Source organism: Leucobacter chromiireducens subsp. chromiireducens, from assembly GCF_016758255.1.
GTDB lineage: Bacteria > Actinomycetota > Actinomycetes > Actinomycetales > Microbacteriaceae > Leucobacter > Leucobacter chromiireducens.
Map to the genome: position 1 here is coordinate 193,236 of NZ_QYAD01000005.1, position 15,066 is coordinate 208,301.

General features: G+C 67.8%; 13 protein-coding genes. 11 read left to right on the forward strand and 2 right to left on the reverse strand.

What is annotated here, in order from left to right:
* Positions 1–31: 31 nt before the first annotated feature.
* Positions 32–1,462 (reverse strand): AAA family ATPase, encoded by a 1,431-nt coding sequence (locus tag D3226_RS13645; protein ID WP_237462894.1) that lies wholly within the window; start codon positions 1,460–1,462, stop codon positions 32–34.
* A 68-nt stretch (positions 1,463–1,530) separates the two neighbouring features.
* On the opposite strand from D3226_RS13645, the gene D3226_RS13650 reads away from it, so the two are divergent.
* Both D3226_RS13650 and D3226_RS13655 read left to right on the forward strand, forming a co-directional pair.
* Positions 1,531–3,426, forward strand: a complete 1,896-nt coding sequence (locus D3226_RS13650; protein ID WP_202383153.1) for a vWA domain-containing protein — start codon at positions 1,531–1,533, stop codon at positions 3,424–3,426.
* 12 nt (positions 3,427–3,438) lie between these two features.
* The gene (locus D3226_RS13655) at positions 3,439–4,296 is read left to right on the forward strand and encodes a hypothetical protein (RefSeq protein WP_237462895.1); all 858 of its coding nucleotides are present in this window, start codon (positions 3,439–3,441) and stop codon (positions 4,294–4,296) included.
* Between the two features lie 11 nt (positions 4,297–4,307).
* On the opposite strand, the gene D3226_RS13660 is transcribed toward D3226_RS13655, so the two are convergent.
* On the reverse strand, positions 4,308–4,874 hold the full coding sequence (locus D3226_RS13660) for an acyl-CoA thioesterase (RefSeq protein WP_202383154.1): 567 nt from the start codon (positions 4,872–4,874) through the stop codon (positions 4,308–4,310).
* 184 nt (positions 4,875–5,058) lie between these two features.
* Between D3226_RS13660 and efp the strand changes: the two genes are divergently transcribed.
* The 9 genes from efp to pyrF all read left to right on the forward strand — a co-directional run bounded on the left by efp (position 5,059) and on the right by pyrF (position 15,066).
* Entirely contained in the window at positions 5,059–5,622 is a 564-nt protein-coding gene (gene efp, locus D3226_RS13665; RefSeq protein WP_202383155.1) for an elongation factor P, read from the forward strand.
* Between the two features lie 2 nt (positions 5,623–5,624).
* On the forward strand, positions 5,625–6,041 hold the full coding sequence (gene nusB / locus D3226_RS13670; protein ID WP_202383156.1) for a transcription antitermination factor NusB: 417 nt from the start codon (positions 5,625–5,627) through the stop codon (positions 6,039–6,041).
* 121 nt (positions 6,042–6,162) lie between these two features.
* The gene (gene pyrR, locus D3226_RS13675) at positions 6,163–6,738 is read left to right on the forward strand and encodes a bifunctional pyr operon transcriptional regulator/uracil phosphoribosyltransferase PyrR (RefSeq protein WP_202383157.1); all 576 of its coding nucleotides are present in this window, start codon (positions 6,163–6,165) and stop codon (positions 6,736–6,738) included.
* Positions 6,735–7,730: an aspartate carbamoyltransferase catalytic subunit gene (locus D3226_RS13680; protein WP_202383158.1), complete on the forward strand. Its 996-nt coding sequence runs from the start codon at positions 6,735–6,737 to the stop codon at positions 7,728–7,730. Before pyrR ends, D3226_RS13680 begins: the two co-directional genes overlap by 4 nt.
* The gene (locus D3226_RS13685; RefSeq protein WP_202383159.1) at positions 7,727–9,118 is read left to right on the forward strand and encodes a dihydroorotase; all 1,392 of its coding nucleotides are present in this window, start codon (positions 7,727–7,729) and stop codon (positions 9,116–9,118) included. Before D3226_RS13680 ends, D3226_RS13685 begins: the two co-directional genes overlap by 4 nt.
* Positions 9,115–9,687, forward strand: a complete 573-nt coding sequence (locus D3226_RS13690; protein WP_202383160.1) for a PH-like domain-containing protein — start codon at positions 9,115–9,117, stop codon at positions 9,685–9,687. Before D3226_RS13685 ends, D3226_RS13690 begins: the two co-directional genes overlap by 4 nt.
* The gene (gene carA, locus D3226_RS13695; RefSeq protein WP_202383161.1) at positions 9,684–10,892 is read left to right on the forward strand and encodes a glutamine-hydrolyzing carbamoyl-phosphate synthase small subunit; all 1,209 of its coding nucleotides are present in this window, start codon (positions 9,684–9,686) and stop codon (positions 10,890–10,892) included. Before D3226_RS13690 ends, carA begins: the two co-directional genes overlap by 4 nt.
* A 5-nt stretch (positions 10,893–10,897) precedes the next feature.
* Positions 10,898–14,215 carry a carbamoyl-phosphate synthase large subunit gene (carB, locus tag D3226_RS13700; protein ID WP_202383162.1) on the forward strand — a complete coding sequence of 1,106 codons (3,318 nt, stop codon included), beginning with the start codon at positions 10,898–10,900 and terminating at the stop codon, positions 14,213–14,215.
* The gene (gene pyrF, locus D3226_RS13705) at positions 14,212–15,066 is read left to right on the forward strand and encodes an orotidine-5'-phosphate decarboxylase (protein ID WP_202383163.1); all 855 of its coding nucleotides are present in this window, start codon (positions 14,212–14,214) and stop codon (positions 15,064–15,066) included. Before carB ends, pyrF begins: the two co-directional genes overlap by 4 nt.

Here is a 15,066-nt window from a genome sequence, read left to right on the forward strand (position 1 = left end):
CAGTGCTCGTCTGGACGCGACCCTAGGCGCGCTACCGCGTGCCCAGGCTGAAGCCCTGACCTTCCAAGATGAGCGCGAGGACGCGTCGATCCTCACGGTGCATGACACCCTCCACGAAGCGGGTGAGCGCGCCTTCAAGCGTCACGGATCCCGCGCTCGCGCTGACCTTCTGCACCATCGCGACGAGTGTGCGCGGGGCCAGGACTGACTCTTCGAGACCCGGCCGGCCGTCGATCTCGCGCTCGGTGCTGACGTATTCTCCGAAGCCGTCCGATACCGCTCCAGAGAACACCTGCTGACTGATGAAGGCGGCGCGCGCCACGCGCACGAGCTCGTCCGCCCGCCACTCGCTCGGCAACAGGCCGTCCGAGTCGACGGCCGCGGCCGCCGCGAGCAGGCCGTTCTCCACGGGGAAGTCCTCAAAGCGGACCCCGGTGTCCGGGTAGTGCACGCGATAGCTGTTCGCCCCGAAGCGGTTGACGAGCTCGGAGCTCAGCCGGTCGACGCCGCGGTAGCGGTGGGGAGTCTGCTCATTTGCCGTCGCGAGGATCGCGAAGCCCGGCGCGATGCGCACTTCGCGGCCCGCATCCTCCTGCACGCGAAGCGTATCGCCCGGGCGCAACTGCAGGATCCGGTTGAGGCGTTTCAGGAACTCCGCAGGCATCGCGTTCACCTCGTCGAGGATCACCGCTCGCCCCTCCTGCATCGCGCGAAGCAGGGGACCCGGCGTAAACACACTCACGGTCGCGCCGTTCTCGGCCCGGAGTTCGTGGGTGCCGATCACCTGCGCCGAGGAGATGTCGCCGTAGCCGGATACGAGCTCGGGTTCCGCACCTGTCGTAGTGCGTGCGAGATGCTCGGCGAGTGCGGTCTTCGCGCCGCCGGTTTCACCCAGGAGCAGCACGGGATCGCCGCGGAGGAGGGCGGGCGCGGCCTCCGCGATGATCCCGCGCATCTGTCCAGTGAGGAGCAAACCATTCCGCAACTGATCGCGTGCTTCGCGCAGGCGGAGTGTGCCGAGCGCCTCGAGCACTCCGTCGAGCGGTGAGAGCATGGCGTCCTGGTCCGCTCCGGCAGGGTATGCGGGGGCTGCGGCGTCGGCGCGCAGGGCCGCCACGCGCGTGCGCTCGCGCGACGTGAGGCTACGGTGTTGCGCGATGGCCCGGGAAACGAGCTCGTCTGCCTCAGCGCCAGCTGCGCGGCTCGCGAGCTCTCTCCGGCGTGCCATCACCGCGGTCCGGAGCGCAGCAGCCCGCGCAGTGAGTGCGCCTTCGAGCACCTCTTGGTGCTCCGGTTCTGCGGCGAGCGCGTTCAGCTTGGTGCGAAGCGCGTCACGATCCGCGACATGCTCTGCACTCCGCTCGGGGTCACCCTCGGCTACGATCGCACGGCGCACGCGGCGCAGTTCAGCTTGGAGTTCGCGCGCTTCAGCAAGCACCGCGGTGGGATCGAAGGAGTGCATGCTCGTCACGCTACCACCCGGATGATGAGCGGCGGGTCGCCGCGCATCCGCCCGCTAGGGTGAAGTGCATGACGAGCGAGGCGGGAGCGGAGCTGCGGGCACGGCTCGCCGCGGCGGGGGCAGTACTCGGCCTTCCCATCGAAGTCCACGAGGGTGATGACTGGTCAATTGCTGATGGCGTGCTGCACGTCGGCCTTGGTTGGTACAGCGTGCGTGGTCACTCCGCGGAGGAAGCCGTCGCGCTTGCACTGCTGCACCTGTGGGAGGGCCCCCGGGCTGCACGACTCGCACCGGCTCGCGCTCGGCGCCGCGACTCTGTGGTGGCGCAGCGCCCCGAGCTTACGCCGCTTCTGGACGCGGTGATTCGGCTGCAGTCTGCGCGCGAGCTCCTCCAAGCGATGCCGGGTCTGCGCGTGCCTCTCGCGGCGGCGCTGACGCGCAGTCTGCCTGCGGACCCCGATACGCTGCCCCGGCACGTGCAGTGGGTGACCCAGCTGCTCGCGCGCGGCATGGGCTTCCGATTCGGGGGTGCACCGAGCGACGCGCTCGTCGCCGCGGAGCTTGCGCAGCTCGCCACTGCCGGCGGCGCTGGCCGTGATGCCCTGAGTCTCGTGCTGGCGCCGGACTCCACACGGCCCGCCCTGCAGCGGTACGAGCGTGCGCTCGTGCTGCTGCTCCCGCCGTATGAGCGCCTGCTCACCGCCGATCTCGCAGCGGCGGGCCTGGATTCGGGCTCCGAAGCCGGTGTCGTGGACAAGCCGGAGCCAGGGGTCGAAGGCCTTGCGGGCGCCCCCGGCGCCGAGGACGAGGCTGCACCGGGAGCTGATGCTGAGCTGAGCGAGGGCGCCGCCGATGCTGCCGCAGATGAGCAAGAGCGCGCTCGCGCTGGGGAGGGACAGGAGCGCGCGGAGGGAGCGGATCTCTTCGCGGCTGAGCAGGCGGGCTTCGTCGAGCGCATGCTGGAGACCCCGCTCCCGGGCGCTGGCGCGTTCTGGGAAGCGGCTCTCGCCGCCGAGGCAGAGGCCGGCCGGGATGACGACGCCGCACCGCGTGAACCTGGCGAGTACGCCGGTGGGGGCGGCTACGCCGGCGCGACGGCGCTGCACGAGTATCGCGCACGGGTCGCTGACCTCGGAGCCGCGATCGAGCGCATGCGGGAGGTCTGGGCGCGGGTGATCGCCGAGCGCATTGCGCTGCGGCCCACGCTCAGTCGGCGGCCCCGGCCGGAGGGCGAGGAACTTGCCGGAGAGGCGCTCCCCACGGCCCTCGCCCAGGCGCGCGCCGGCATTCCCCGGCCAGACGCATACCGCAGTCGCGTGCAGATGCCCCGCCGTGCCCGGCGCGCGGGGAGCACGGACTACGTGTTTCTCATCGATCGATCGGCATCCATGCAGGGGCGCATCGCGGCGGCGGCGTCCGACGCGATGATCGTGCTGCTCGAGTCGCTCGCCGCGGTGGAGCGTGATATCGAGTTCGCTGAGCGGGCGACCGGGACCGGTCTCGAGCTCGACGTGCGCACCGCGCTCGTCGTGTTCGACGCTGAGGCGCACACGGTGAAGCCGCTGTCACGCGGGTTGAGCGACGCGGTACGGCGCGAGCTCGACGCCGCAATCCGCAGCCCGCAGGGCTCCACGAACGACGGCGCGGCGCTTGCGGCGGCCGGTGCCGAGCTGGGACTGGCCGGCGGCCGCCCCGTGAGCGACGCGGACGGGATCGCCCGAACGCGCCTCGTGTTCCTCATCAGCGATGGCGGATCAAACGACCCGCTCGCGGCCGCGCGCCAGCTCCGGATCTTGCAGCAGGCGGGCGTCCGTGTGATCGGGTGTGGACTCGGCACGGACGACCTGCGTGCGCGCTATGCCCCTGACGGTATCCGCGTCGATGATCCCACGCAGCTTGCGGGCGCGCTCCACGACATCATTGCCGCGGATGTTACGCAGCAGCTCACGCACCCGGGCCGGTAGTAGCCTGGGGACATGATGGTGCAGCCAGGGCAAGATGAGCAGTTGCAGTTGGTGCGAGCGCTCTTTCCAAGCCTCGCGCGCGACTTCGAGTCGATGAGCGCACCCGCGGCCGGCTCGGGTGCGGCGGCAGAGTTCGACGCCTGGCTCGATCGCGAGGCTGGTGCGGTGCTCGCCGGCGCTGCGTTCACCGCGATCACTGACCCCGCGGTTGCCGGGCGCTTCGACACGGCCTTTGCCCGCGCCCGCGCTGCGGCGCGGCTCCTCGAGGCTGAGCTCCCCGAACCGGAAGCGTTTGCCGCAGCAGGAAGCGACCTCGGCCATTTTGGTGAGCTCTTAGGCGATCGCCCCGATCTGGTTCCCGTGCCGGCACCGTACGGCCTGGGGATCGACCGCTGGCGCGCGGCGTTCACCCGGGCGGGCTCCGCGCACCCGGATGTGCTGAACAGCGCGGACGGCGTCTCCCCGCTGATCCTCGCCGCAGACGCGGAGCGCGGATTCGACGCGCTCGATCGTATTCCCGAGGGTGCGGGGCCGTTGCCGGTCGTTGCGCAGCGTCCCTCGTCCGGCGCGGTGGCGCGGTGGACCCTGCGCCTCGTGCCGGGGGAGCCCACGCCAAGCCTGCTCGGGCTCGGTTTTGCACACGGACCACACGTGTCACTGCCCGAACTGCTCATGCTGCAGCTCATGCGCATTCTCGCGGGGGAGCAGCCGATCGACACGGGCACGTTCACCTGGCTCGCGGGGTCCATCGCGGACGGCCGGCTTGCGGCGCGTCACGTTTACGATGCTGGCGAACGCGTGATTCGAATCACCTGCCGCGAGACGGGAAACCAAGGCCCCCATCTCGGCTCGCGCGCCCCGCTCGCCTAATCGGATCGAGATCAGTCCCACTCGCTCGTCGCGGCATCGCGCGTCGACGGCAACCTGGTGGCCTGCCCCCACTCGAGCACCTCGGTGGGCACCTGCAACTCTGCAGGGTTCGCACCGCTCTTCTCGATGATCTCTGCGATGGGGACGACACCTCCGGTGCGGCGGAGGATTCGGGACCGAACATACGCGCGGGCATAGATCTCGGGGCGTCGCGCCGAGTCCGGGCGCACGAAGCGCTGCTCGATGTACACCGCCTGCTCGTCGAAGCCCAGAATGCGGGTCTCGATCCAGAAGCGCTGCCACGGGTTCAGCGACTTCCGGTACGAGATGGTTTGCCCGACAACCACCGGGTACCACCCTTCGCGCTGGAACAGCTCCCACACGCCGTTGCGCTGCAGCAGGTCGAAGCGCGCGACGTCCATGATCGACAGGTACTTGCCGTTGTTCATGTGGCGGAGCATGTCCATGTCGGTCGGCCACACGCGGAACCGTGATCGCCCCACATCGCCAAAGCCGAGCGCGGTGCCGCGCCGTCCGACGAACCACAAGTGCCACAGAGTGCGGAAGATCATATGCATGCGCGCCAGCCTATGCCTGGCGGCACTGCCCGCGCCGAAGTCTGCGGCGAGGGCACAAGCGTGGGGTGCTGGGCCAGCGGGGGATGAAACACCCTGCACGAATCAGGCGGGACGGGTGGGGCGCAGGTGTACACTGGTTCGGCGCAGTCGCGCGCCTGAACCTCACAGAACCCGGAGAACCTGCATGGCAACCTCGAACGACATCAAGAACGGCACCGTTATCAAGGAGAACGGTCAGCTCTGGAGCGTGGTCGAGTTCCAGCACGTCAAGCCGGGCAAGGGTGGCGCGTTCGTTCGCACGAAGCAGAAGAACGTAGTGTCGGGCAAGATCATCGACAAGACGTACAACGCCGGCGCGAAGATCGAGACCGCGAACGTGGACCGCCGCGACTTCCAGTACCTCTACCAGGATGGCGCTGACTTCGTGTTCATGGACCAGTCTGACTACGACCAGTTGACTGTGTCCGCCGTTGTCGTGGGCGACGCCGCGAAGTACATGCTGGAGAGCCAGCAGGTGCAGATCGGCCTCCACGAGGGCGAGCCCCTCTACCTTGAGATGCCCGCCTCCGTGGTGCTCGAGGTCACGTACACCGAGCCCGGTCTGCAGGGTGATCGCTCCACCGGCGGCACGAAGCCCGCAACCGTCGAGACGGGCGCTGAGATCCAGGTGCCGCTCTTCCTCGAGGCAGGCACCAAGATCAAGGTGGACACCCGCACGGGTGACTACCTCGGCCGCGTGAACGACTAACGTTGTCAGCTCGGACGAAGGCGCGCAAGCGCGCGCTTGACATGCTCTACCAGGCCGATGTGCGTGGAGAGTCGATCCTCACCATCGTCAACGCTGAGGCGAAGCGTGCTGCGGGGGAGCCCGACCGGGCAGCCTCCTGGCTGTACGCGCGTGAAATCGTCGATGGGGTCACCGACCACCGCGACGAGATCGACGAGCTCATCATGAGCTACGCCCAGGGATGGACGCTCGATCGGATGCCCAACGTGGACCGCGCGCTTCTGCGCCTTGCCGCGTGGGAGATCCTCTTCAACGCTGAAGTTCCCACGCCCGTCGCGATCGACGAGGCCGTGGAGCTCGCAAAGGAATACTCGACGGATGACTCCGGTCGTTTCGTCAACGGCGTGCTGGGTCGTATCGCGGACCACGCGCACGACTAACGCCGGTGCGGGCGCGCCCCTGTGCGCGCCCGCACACCGCAGCGGTTCTGATCCGCTATGATGGTTCTCATCAGCTTTTCTTTAACTGCCGTCCTGTGAGGCGGAGAAGGGGGGCTCGAATATGGGTACGCGTGTTGTGCTGGAAAGCGCAGAAATCTCGCGGGCGCTGACTCGAATCTCGCACGAAATTATCGAGGCGAACAAGGGCGTTGCTGGCCTTGTTCTCGTGGGCATCCCCACGCGTGGCACGTTTCTCGCCGCGCGGATTGCCGACACGATCTCCCGCATTGAGGGCGAGCGCGTTCCCGTTGCAAGCCTCGATGTCACGATGTACCGTGACGATCTTGCGCAGAATCCGACCCGGACGCCGCACCCGACGGACATGCCCGTGAGCGGCATCGACGGCAGCACGGTCGTGCTGGTCGATGATGTGTTGTACTCCGGGCGCACCGTCCGCGCGGCACTCGATGCGCTGGGCGATCATGGTCGGCCGAAGGCGGTTCGCCTTGCCGCGCTGATCGATCGCGGGCACCGCGAGCTGCCCATTCGCGCGGACTACATCGGGAAGAACCTCCCGAGCGCGAAGCATGAGCGCATCTCCGTGCGTCTCGCCGAGCACGACGGGGTCGACGAGGTGACGATCTCCTCCGATGACACGGGCGAGGGTACGCACCAGGCCGAGGAGGCTCGCGCGTGAGGCACCTGCTCGACACGAAGACACTCACCCGCGATGAGGCGATTCTTATCCTCGACACCGCGGAGGACATGGCCGCGACGCAGCAGCGCGAGGTCAAGAAGCTACCGACCCTGCGCGGAAAGACTGTCGTGAACCTCTTCTTCGAGGATTCGACACGCACGCGCATCTCGTTCGAGGCCGCCGCAAAGCGCCTCTCCGCAGATGTGATCAACTTCAGCGCGAAGGGTTCCTCGGTGTCGAAGGGCGAATCGCTAAAGGACACCGCTCAGACCCTGCAGGCGATCGGCGCGGACGGCGTCGTGATCCGGCACCCCGCATCCGGCGCCCCTGCGCGACTCGCCTCGAGCGGCTGGATCGACGCTGGCGTGCTGAACGCCGGTGATGGGACGCACGAGCACCCGACGCAGGCCCTCCTTGACGCGTTTACCATGCGACGGAGGCTCTTTGGCGAGGCAAGCCGTGGTCGCGATCTTGACGGCGTCTCCGTGGTCATTGTGGGCGACATTGCGCACTCTCGCGTGGCCCGCTCGAACCTGTGGCTCCTGAATGTGCTCGGCGCACGCGTCAGCTTTGTCGCCCCGGAGACGCTCCTGCCCTACGGCACGCGCGAGTGGCCCGTGACGATCCATCACTCCCTCGACACTGCGCTGCGCGTGGAGCGCCCCGACGTCGTCATGCTGCTGCGCATCCAGACGGAGCGCATGCACGCCGCGTTCTTCCCGAACGAGCGAGAGTACGCCCGCAACTGGGGCCTCGACGACGCCCGGTTGGCCGCCCTCACCGAGCGGGCGATTGTGATGCACCCGGGACCCATGAATCGGGGGCTCGAGATTTCCTCGCGCGCTGCCGACTCGCCGCGTTCCACGGTGCTTGAGCAGGTCGCGAACGGCGTGTCCGTGCGAATGGCTGCCCTGTATCTGCTGCTCTCCGGCGAGCGCGGCGCCCAAGCAACACCTGAACGAATCACCCCCCGTGGAGGAGAGACCGAATGACCACGAATCCCGGAATCCTGATCCGCGGGGCGCGCCTCGCTGCAACGCTCACCGAGCGCGGCAGCGACACACTCGCCGCGGAGCCGGTGGACCTGCGCATCGCCGATGGGCGCATCGTGGAGCGTGGCACGGGCCTCGAAGCACGCGCGGACGAGCGCGTCATTGACGCTGCCGGACTCATCGCACTGACTGGACTTGTCGACCTGCACACGCACCTGCGCGAGCCAGGTTTTGAGCAGTCGGAGACGGTGCTCACCGGCACTCGCGCGGCGGCCGCTGGCGGGTTCACGAGTGTCTTCGCAATGGCAAACACGCTCCCCGTGCAGGACACGGCGGGTGTGGTGGAGCAGGTGCAGGCCCTCGGCGATGCTGGTGGCTACGCAACGGTGCGCCCGATTGGCGCGGTAACCGAGGATCTCGCTGGCGAGAAGCTCAGCGAGATCGGCGCGATGGCGCAGTCCCGCGCCCAGGTGCGCGTCTTTTCCGACGATGGCAAGTGCGTGCATGACCCGCTGCTCATGCGTCGGGCGCTCGAGTACGTGAAGACGTTCGGCGGTGTCATCGCGCAGCACGCACAGGATCCCCGGCTCACTGAAGGCGCGCAGATGAACGAGGGCACTCTCTCGAGCGAGCTCGGGCTGAAGGGCTGGCCCGCGGTTGCCGAGGAATCGATCATCGCTCGCGATGTGCTGCTCGCCGAACACACGGGCTCGCGACTGCACATCTGTCACCTCTCGACGGCCGGCTCGGTTGAGGTGGTGCGCTGGGCGAAGGCCCGGGGCGTGCAGGTGACCGCTGAGGTAACACCACACCACCTCATCCTGACCGAAGAGCTCGTTCGCAGCTACGATGCGCGCTACAAAGTCAACCCTCCGCTGCGCCGCGAGGAGGACGTGCAGGCCTTGCGCCGCGCGGTCGCCGAGGGCGTCATTGACATCATCGCCACCGACCATGCTCCGCACCCGATCGAGGCGAAGGAGTGCGAGTGGGACGCCGCCGCGTTTGGCATGGTCGGCCTGGAGTCGGCGCTCCCGATTGCGCTCCTCACGCTCATCGCCGAGGGACACATCAGCTGGGCCGAGCTTGAGCAGCTGCTGTCGCAGCGCCCCGCGCAGATCGGCGGGCTCAGCGACCACCCAAGCGTGCTCGACGCCGGCCAGGTGGCCGACCTCGTGCTCGTGGACCCTGCGGGGAGCAGCACATTCGACCTCGCTCGCCTGCAGGGCCTCAGCGAGAACTCCCCGTACCTTGGTATGGAGCTGCCCGGCCGCATCGTGCACACCGTGCGCCGGGGCTACCTCACGGTGGCTGACGGCGAGCTGATTGACGCGGCGCAGGTCGCAGCAGCCGCTCACGCTGCCGGCGCAGTTCAGGGAGGTGTGCGATGAGCCGCACCACATTCATCATCCTCATGTCGTCGATCGCGGTACTCGCGTTCGCCGGAATGTGGATCGCGTGGCGCGGGCGGACTCGCCGCGATGCGGCATTCGCGAGCGCGACGCCGCAGCCCGAGCTCACCGGCGCACCGCTTGCGCACTTCCCGCGTGCGAGCTACGTCTCCACCACGCCTGCCGGAGCCCCGCTCGAGCGTGTAGCCATTCCCGGGCTGCGCTACAAGGGGTACGCAGAGGTCACGGTGCACGGTGACGGCGTGACCATTGCCGTGACCGGCGAGGCACCCGTGACGATCCCCGCATCGCAGATCATTGGCTCCGGCGCCGCCGGCGGCCGAATCGGGAAGGCCGTCGAGCCCGGCGGTCTCTCGCTCCTGCGCTGGGCACTTCCCGCTCCGGGAAGTGACGCGCGCGAACTTGAGTCGAGTTTCCGACTCGCAGACCCCGCGGAACAGGCTCGCTTCGCCGAAGCCGTCGCCGCAGTCAGCCAGCACAGAACCTCGGGTTCCGCGGCCGGCACACAGACCAACACCACTCACCCCACGATCCAGGAGGAAGCGTGACCACGAACACGACCGAAGTAACGGCGCCGCCAGCCGCCGTAGTGCCGAACGGCGCTGCGGTGCTCGTTCTCGAGGACGGCACCCGATACACCGGCCGCGCGTATGGCGCAACGGGTCGCACCCTGGGCGAGATCGTCTTCTCTACCGGCATGACCGGGTACCAGGAGACCCTGACTGACCCGTCCTACGCAGGACAGATCGTGCTCATGACCGCGCCGCACATCGGAAACACCGGCTCGAACGACGACGACATGGAGTCGCGCAAGATCTGGGTCTCCGGCTTCATCGTGCGCGATCCCGCACGCCGCGTCTCGAACTTCCGTGCCGAGCGCTCGCTCGATGAGGATCTCGCGAATGATGGCGTCGTCGGCATTTCAGGCATCGACACCCGTGCGGTCACGCGCCGCATCCGCTCCGCTGGTGCGATGCGCGCCGGAGTCTTCTCCGGCGCCGAGCTTGATCTCTCCGACGAGGCGCAGCTCGAGCTCGTGCGCGAGCAGGCTGGTATGGCAGGCAAGAACCTCTCGCAGGAGGTCACGACGCCCGAGCGCTACGACGTCCCCGCAGCAGAGGGCGTTGCACGAGTTGGCTCGATCGCGGTCCTCGACCTGGGCATCAAGCGCGCCACCGTGCGTTACCTGTCTGAGCACGGCTTCGACGTGATCGTGCTCCCCGCGGGCACGACACTCGAGGAGATCCGCGCGCTCGCTCCCGACGCGCTCTTCTACTCGAACGGCCCCGGCGACCCCTCGGCAAGCACGGCGCAGGTGGAACTCCTCCAGCAGCTGCTGCGCGACGGCATCCCGTACTTCGGCATCTGCTTCGGCAACCAGCTGCTCGGCCGCGCGCTCGGCTTCGACACCTACAAGCTGCCCTTCGGTCACCGCGGAATCAACCAGCCGGTGCTCGACAAGCGCACGGGTCGCGTTGAAATCACCGCGCAGAACCACGGCTTCGCTGTCGACGCCCCGCTCGAGGGCGAGACTGAGTCGCCCGCCGGCTTCGGCCGCGTGCAGGTCAGCCACGTGAGCCTCAACGATCAGGTCGTTGAGGGTCTCGAGTGCCTCGATATCCCCGCGTTCTCCGTGCAGTACCACCCTGAGGCGGCCGCTGGCCCGCACGACGCCTTCTACCTCTTCGACCGCTTCCGCGCTCTGGTCCAAGACCGCGCCGCAGCCGCCGACACGACCACCCAGGGAGCCTAAGAGCCATGCCCAAGCGTTCAGACATTAATTCCGTTCTCGTCATCGGTTCCGGCCCGATCGTCATCGGCCAGGCCTGTGAGTTCGATTACTCCGGTACTCAGGCCTGCCGTGTGCTTCGGGAGGAGGGCGTGCGCGTCATCCTCGTGAACTCGAACCCCGCGACGATCATGACCGACCCCGACTTCGCCGACGCGACCTACGTCGAGCCGATCACCGCCGCGGTCATCGAGACGATCATTCAGAAGGAGAAGCCCGACGCGATCCTGCCCACCCTGGGTGGCCAGACAGCGCTCAACGCGGCCATGGAGCTGCACGAGCAGGGCATCCTCGAGAAGTACAACGTCGAGCTGATCGGCGCGAAGGTCGACGCCATCCAGAAGGGTGAGGATCGCCAGCTGTTCAAGGACATCGCCATCGCCGCTGGTGCGGGCGTCGCGAAGTCCTACGTGGCACACACCCTCGAGGAGGCGAAGGAGTACGCCCTGGACCTCGGGTACCCGCTCGTCGTGCGTCCGTCCTTCACCATGGGTGGTCTCGGTTCGGGCTTCGCCTACACCGAGGAAGAGCTCGTACGCATCGTCACCGACGGCCTGCACTACAGCCCGACGACGGAGGTGCTCCTCGAGGAGTCGATCCTCGGTTGGAAGGAGTATGAGCTTGAGCTCATGCGCGACACCAAGGACAACGCGGTTGTCGTGTGCTCCATCGAAAACGTCGACGCCGTGGGCGTGCACACGGGCGACTCGATCACCGTTGCCCCGGCGCTGACGCTCACCGACCGTGAGTTCCAGAACCTTCGCGACATCTCGATCGACATCATTCGTCGCGTCGGCGTGGACACGGGCGGCTGCAACATTCAGTTCGCAATCGATCCGGTTGATGGTCGTGTGGTGGTCATCGAGATGAACCCGCGCGTCTCGCGTTCCTCCGCGCTCGCTTCGAAGGCGACGGGCTTCCCGATTGCCAAGATCGCCGCGAAGCTTGCGATCGGCTACACGCTCGACGAGATCCCGAACGACATCACGCAGAAGACCCCGGCCTCCTTCGAGCCCGCGATCGACTACATCGTTGTGAAGACTCCGCGCTTCGCGTTCGAGAAGTTCCCCGCCGCCGACGACACGCTCACCACGACCATGAAGTCGGTCGGCGAGGCGATGGCGATCGGCCGGAACTTCACGACCGCCCTGCAGAAGTCGCTGCGTTCACTCGAGAAGCGCGGCACCTCGTTCCACTGGGACGCGATCGACTCGGCGACTGCTGCGGACCGCGTCGCAACGCTGCTTGAGACGATCAAGCGTCCCACCGACGGCCGCATCGTTGACGTGCAGCAGGCGCTTCGCCTCGGCGCGACGATCGAGCAGGTCTTTGAGTCGACCGCGATCGACCCCTGGTTCCTCGACCAGATCGTGCTGATCAACGAGGTCGCAGAGCTCGTCAAGGCGGCTCCGCAGCTCACCCTTGATGTGCTGCGCGAGGCAAAGGACCACGGCTTCTCTGATGCCCAGATCGCTGCGATTCGCGGCATCTCGGACTCCGAGGTGCGCGGCCTCCGTCACGGCCTCGGCCTGCGCCCGGTCTTCAAGACGGTGGATACCTGCGCCGGCGAGTTCCCTGCGCTGACCCCGTACCACTACTCGTCGTACGACCTGGAGACCGAGGTCACGCCGTCCGACCGCAAGAAGGTCGTCATCCTCGGTTCGGGCCCCAACCGCATTGGCCAGGGCGTCGAGTTCGACTACTCCTGCGTGCACGCCTCGTTCGCACTCTCGGACGCGGGCTACGAGACCATCATGATCAACTGCAACCCCGAGACCGTGTCGACCGACTACGACACCTCGGATCGCCTGTACTTCGAGCCCCTCACGCTCGAGGACGTGCTTGAAGTGATTCACGCCGAGCAGGCATCGGGCGAGCTTTTGGGCGTCGTCGTCCAGCTGGGCGGCCAGACCGCACTGGGCCTCGCGCAGCCGCTGAAGGATGCCGGGATCCCGATCCTCGGTACCACCCCCGAGGCGATCGATCTCGCGGAGGAGCGAGGTGCGTTCGCGGGAATCCTTGAGCGGGCCGGCCTTGTGGCACCGCGCAACGGCACCGCGATCGACGAGGAGGGTGCCGTGCGCATCGCCGAGGAGATCGGGTACCCCGTACTCGTTCGCCCGTCGTTCGTGCTCGGCGGCCGTGGCATGGAGATCGTGTACGACACCGAGTCGCTGCGTGGCTACTTTGGCCGTATTGAGGGCCACGCCCTCGTGGGCCCTGGCCACCCGCTGCTCGTCGACCGTTTCCTGGACGACGCGATCGAGATTGACGTTGACGCCCTCTACGACGGCGAGCAGCTCTACGTCGGCGGAGTCATGGAGCACATCGAGGAAGCGGGTGTGCACTCGGGCGACTCGAGCTGCACGCTGCCGCCCGTAACGCTCGGCCACGACCAGATCGCACAGGTACGCGAGGCCACGCTCGGCATCGCTGCGGGCCTGGGCGTGCGCGGCCTGCTCAATGTGCAGTTCGCCATTGGGCAGGGCGTGCTCTACGTCCTCGAGGCGAACCCCCGCGCGAGCCGCACGGTGCCCTTCGTCTCGAAGGCGCTCGGTATTCCTCTCGCAAAGGCCGCGTCGCGCGTGATGGCGGGCGAGTCGATCGCTCAGCTCATCGAGGCGGGTCTCCTGCCCGAGCGCGATGGTTCGCGCGCTCCAATCGATTCGCCGATCGCTGTGAAGGAGGCGGTGCTGCCGTTCAAGCGCTTCCGCACGCACGAGGGTCTCGTTGTCGACTCGCTGCTCGGCCCCGAGATGCGCTCGACCGGTGAGGTCATGGGCATGGACCGCGACTTCCCGACCGCGTTTGCGAAGAGCCAGTCTGCCGCGGGCAGCGAGCTGCCGGTCTCGGGCACGGTCTTTCTCTCGGTCGCCGATCGCGACAAGCGCTCGGTCGTGCTCCCCGCACTCCGCATGCAGGAACTCGGCTACCGCATTCTCGCAACCCCCGGCACGCAGGTCGTGCTTGCCCGCAACGGCATTGAGTCCGAGGTGGTCCGGAAGCACCACGCGCAGGCGGAGGGTGACACGATCGTTGATCTCATCAACCGCGGCGAGGTCGACATGATCGTCAACACCCCCTCGGGCAGCTCCGCGCGCGCTGACGGCTACGAGATTCGGGCGGCTGCCGTTGCTGCCGACAAGCCGATCTTCACGACCGTCTCCGAGCTGTCAGCTGCGGTGGGTGCTGTGTCTGCCCAGAAGCTCGGCTTCGACGTCAAGTCGCTGCAGGAGTATGAAGCGGATCGCGTGGCCGCACGCGCTGAGGAGGCCGCTGCACGATGAGCACCCCGACGTTCGGTACCCGGCTCGCGTCAGAGCTCGCTGCGAAGCGACACCTGTGCGTGGGGATCGATCCCCACGCACCGCTGCTCGCCGATTGGGGGCTCGCCGATGATGCGGCTGGGGCCGAGCGGATGGGTCGCGATGTGGTCGCGGCCGCGGCCGGCGTTGCCGCCTGCGTGAAGCCGCAGATCGCTTTCTTCGAGCGCTTCGGTTCTGCAGGCTTTATCGCGCTCGAGCGCGTTCTCGCAGATGCCCGCGCTGCTGGGGTGCTCGTCATCGCGGACGTGAAGCGTGGCGACATTGGATCAAGCTTCGCCGCATACGCGGACGCCTGGCTCCAGCCAGGCTCGCCGCTCGAGGCCGACGCGATGACCGTCGCCGCATACCAGGGGTTCGGGAGCCTGGACGGCGCCCTCCCGCACGTTCGCGAGCATGGCAAGGGCTTGTTCGTGCTCGCAGCGACTTCCAATCCGGAGGCGCGCGAGGTACAGCTCGCGAAGCGCGCCGATGGCCGATCGGTGGCACGCGCGATGCTTGACGACGCGCTCGCGATCGAGGGCGTCGCAGACGACCACGTGAACTCGGTGGGGGTTGTGCTCGGCGCAACACTCGACCTTGCCGAGTTCGGCATCGACCCGGCCGCGCCTCCCGCGCGGCCCGCACTTCCCGTCTTGGCGCCCGGTTTCGGGTTCCAGGGCGCCCGCGTCGAGGACGCGGGAAAGATCTTCGGTGGCCTGGGCTGGGCGCTGCTCGCGAGCGAGTCTCGCAGCGTGCTCGCCGGGGGCGCCGAGGGGCTCGCAGCGCGCGTTCGCGCTCGGGCCGACGCCGTCGCGACCGCGCTGACGGTGTAG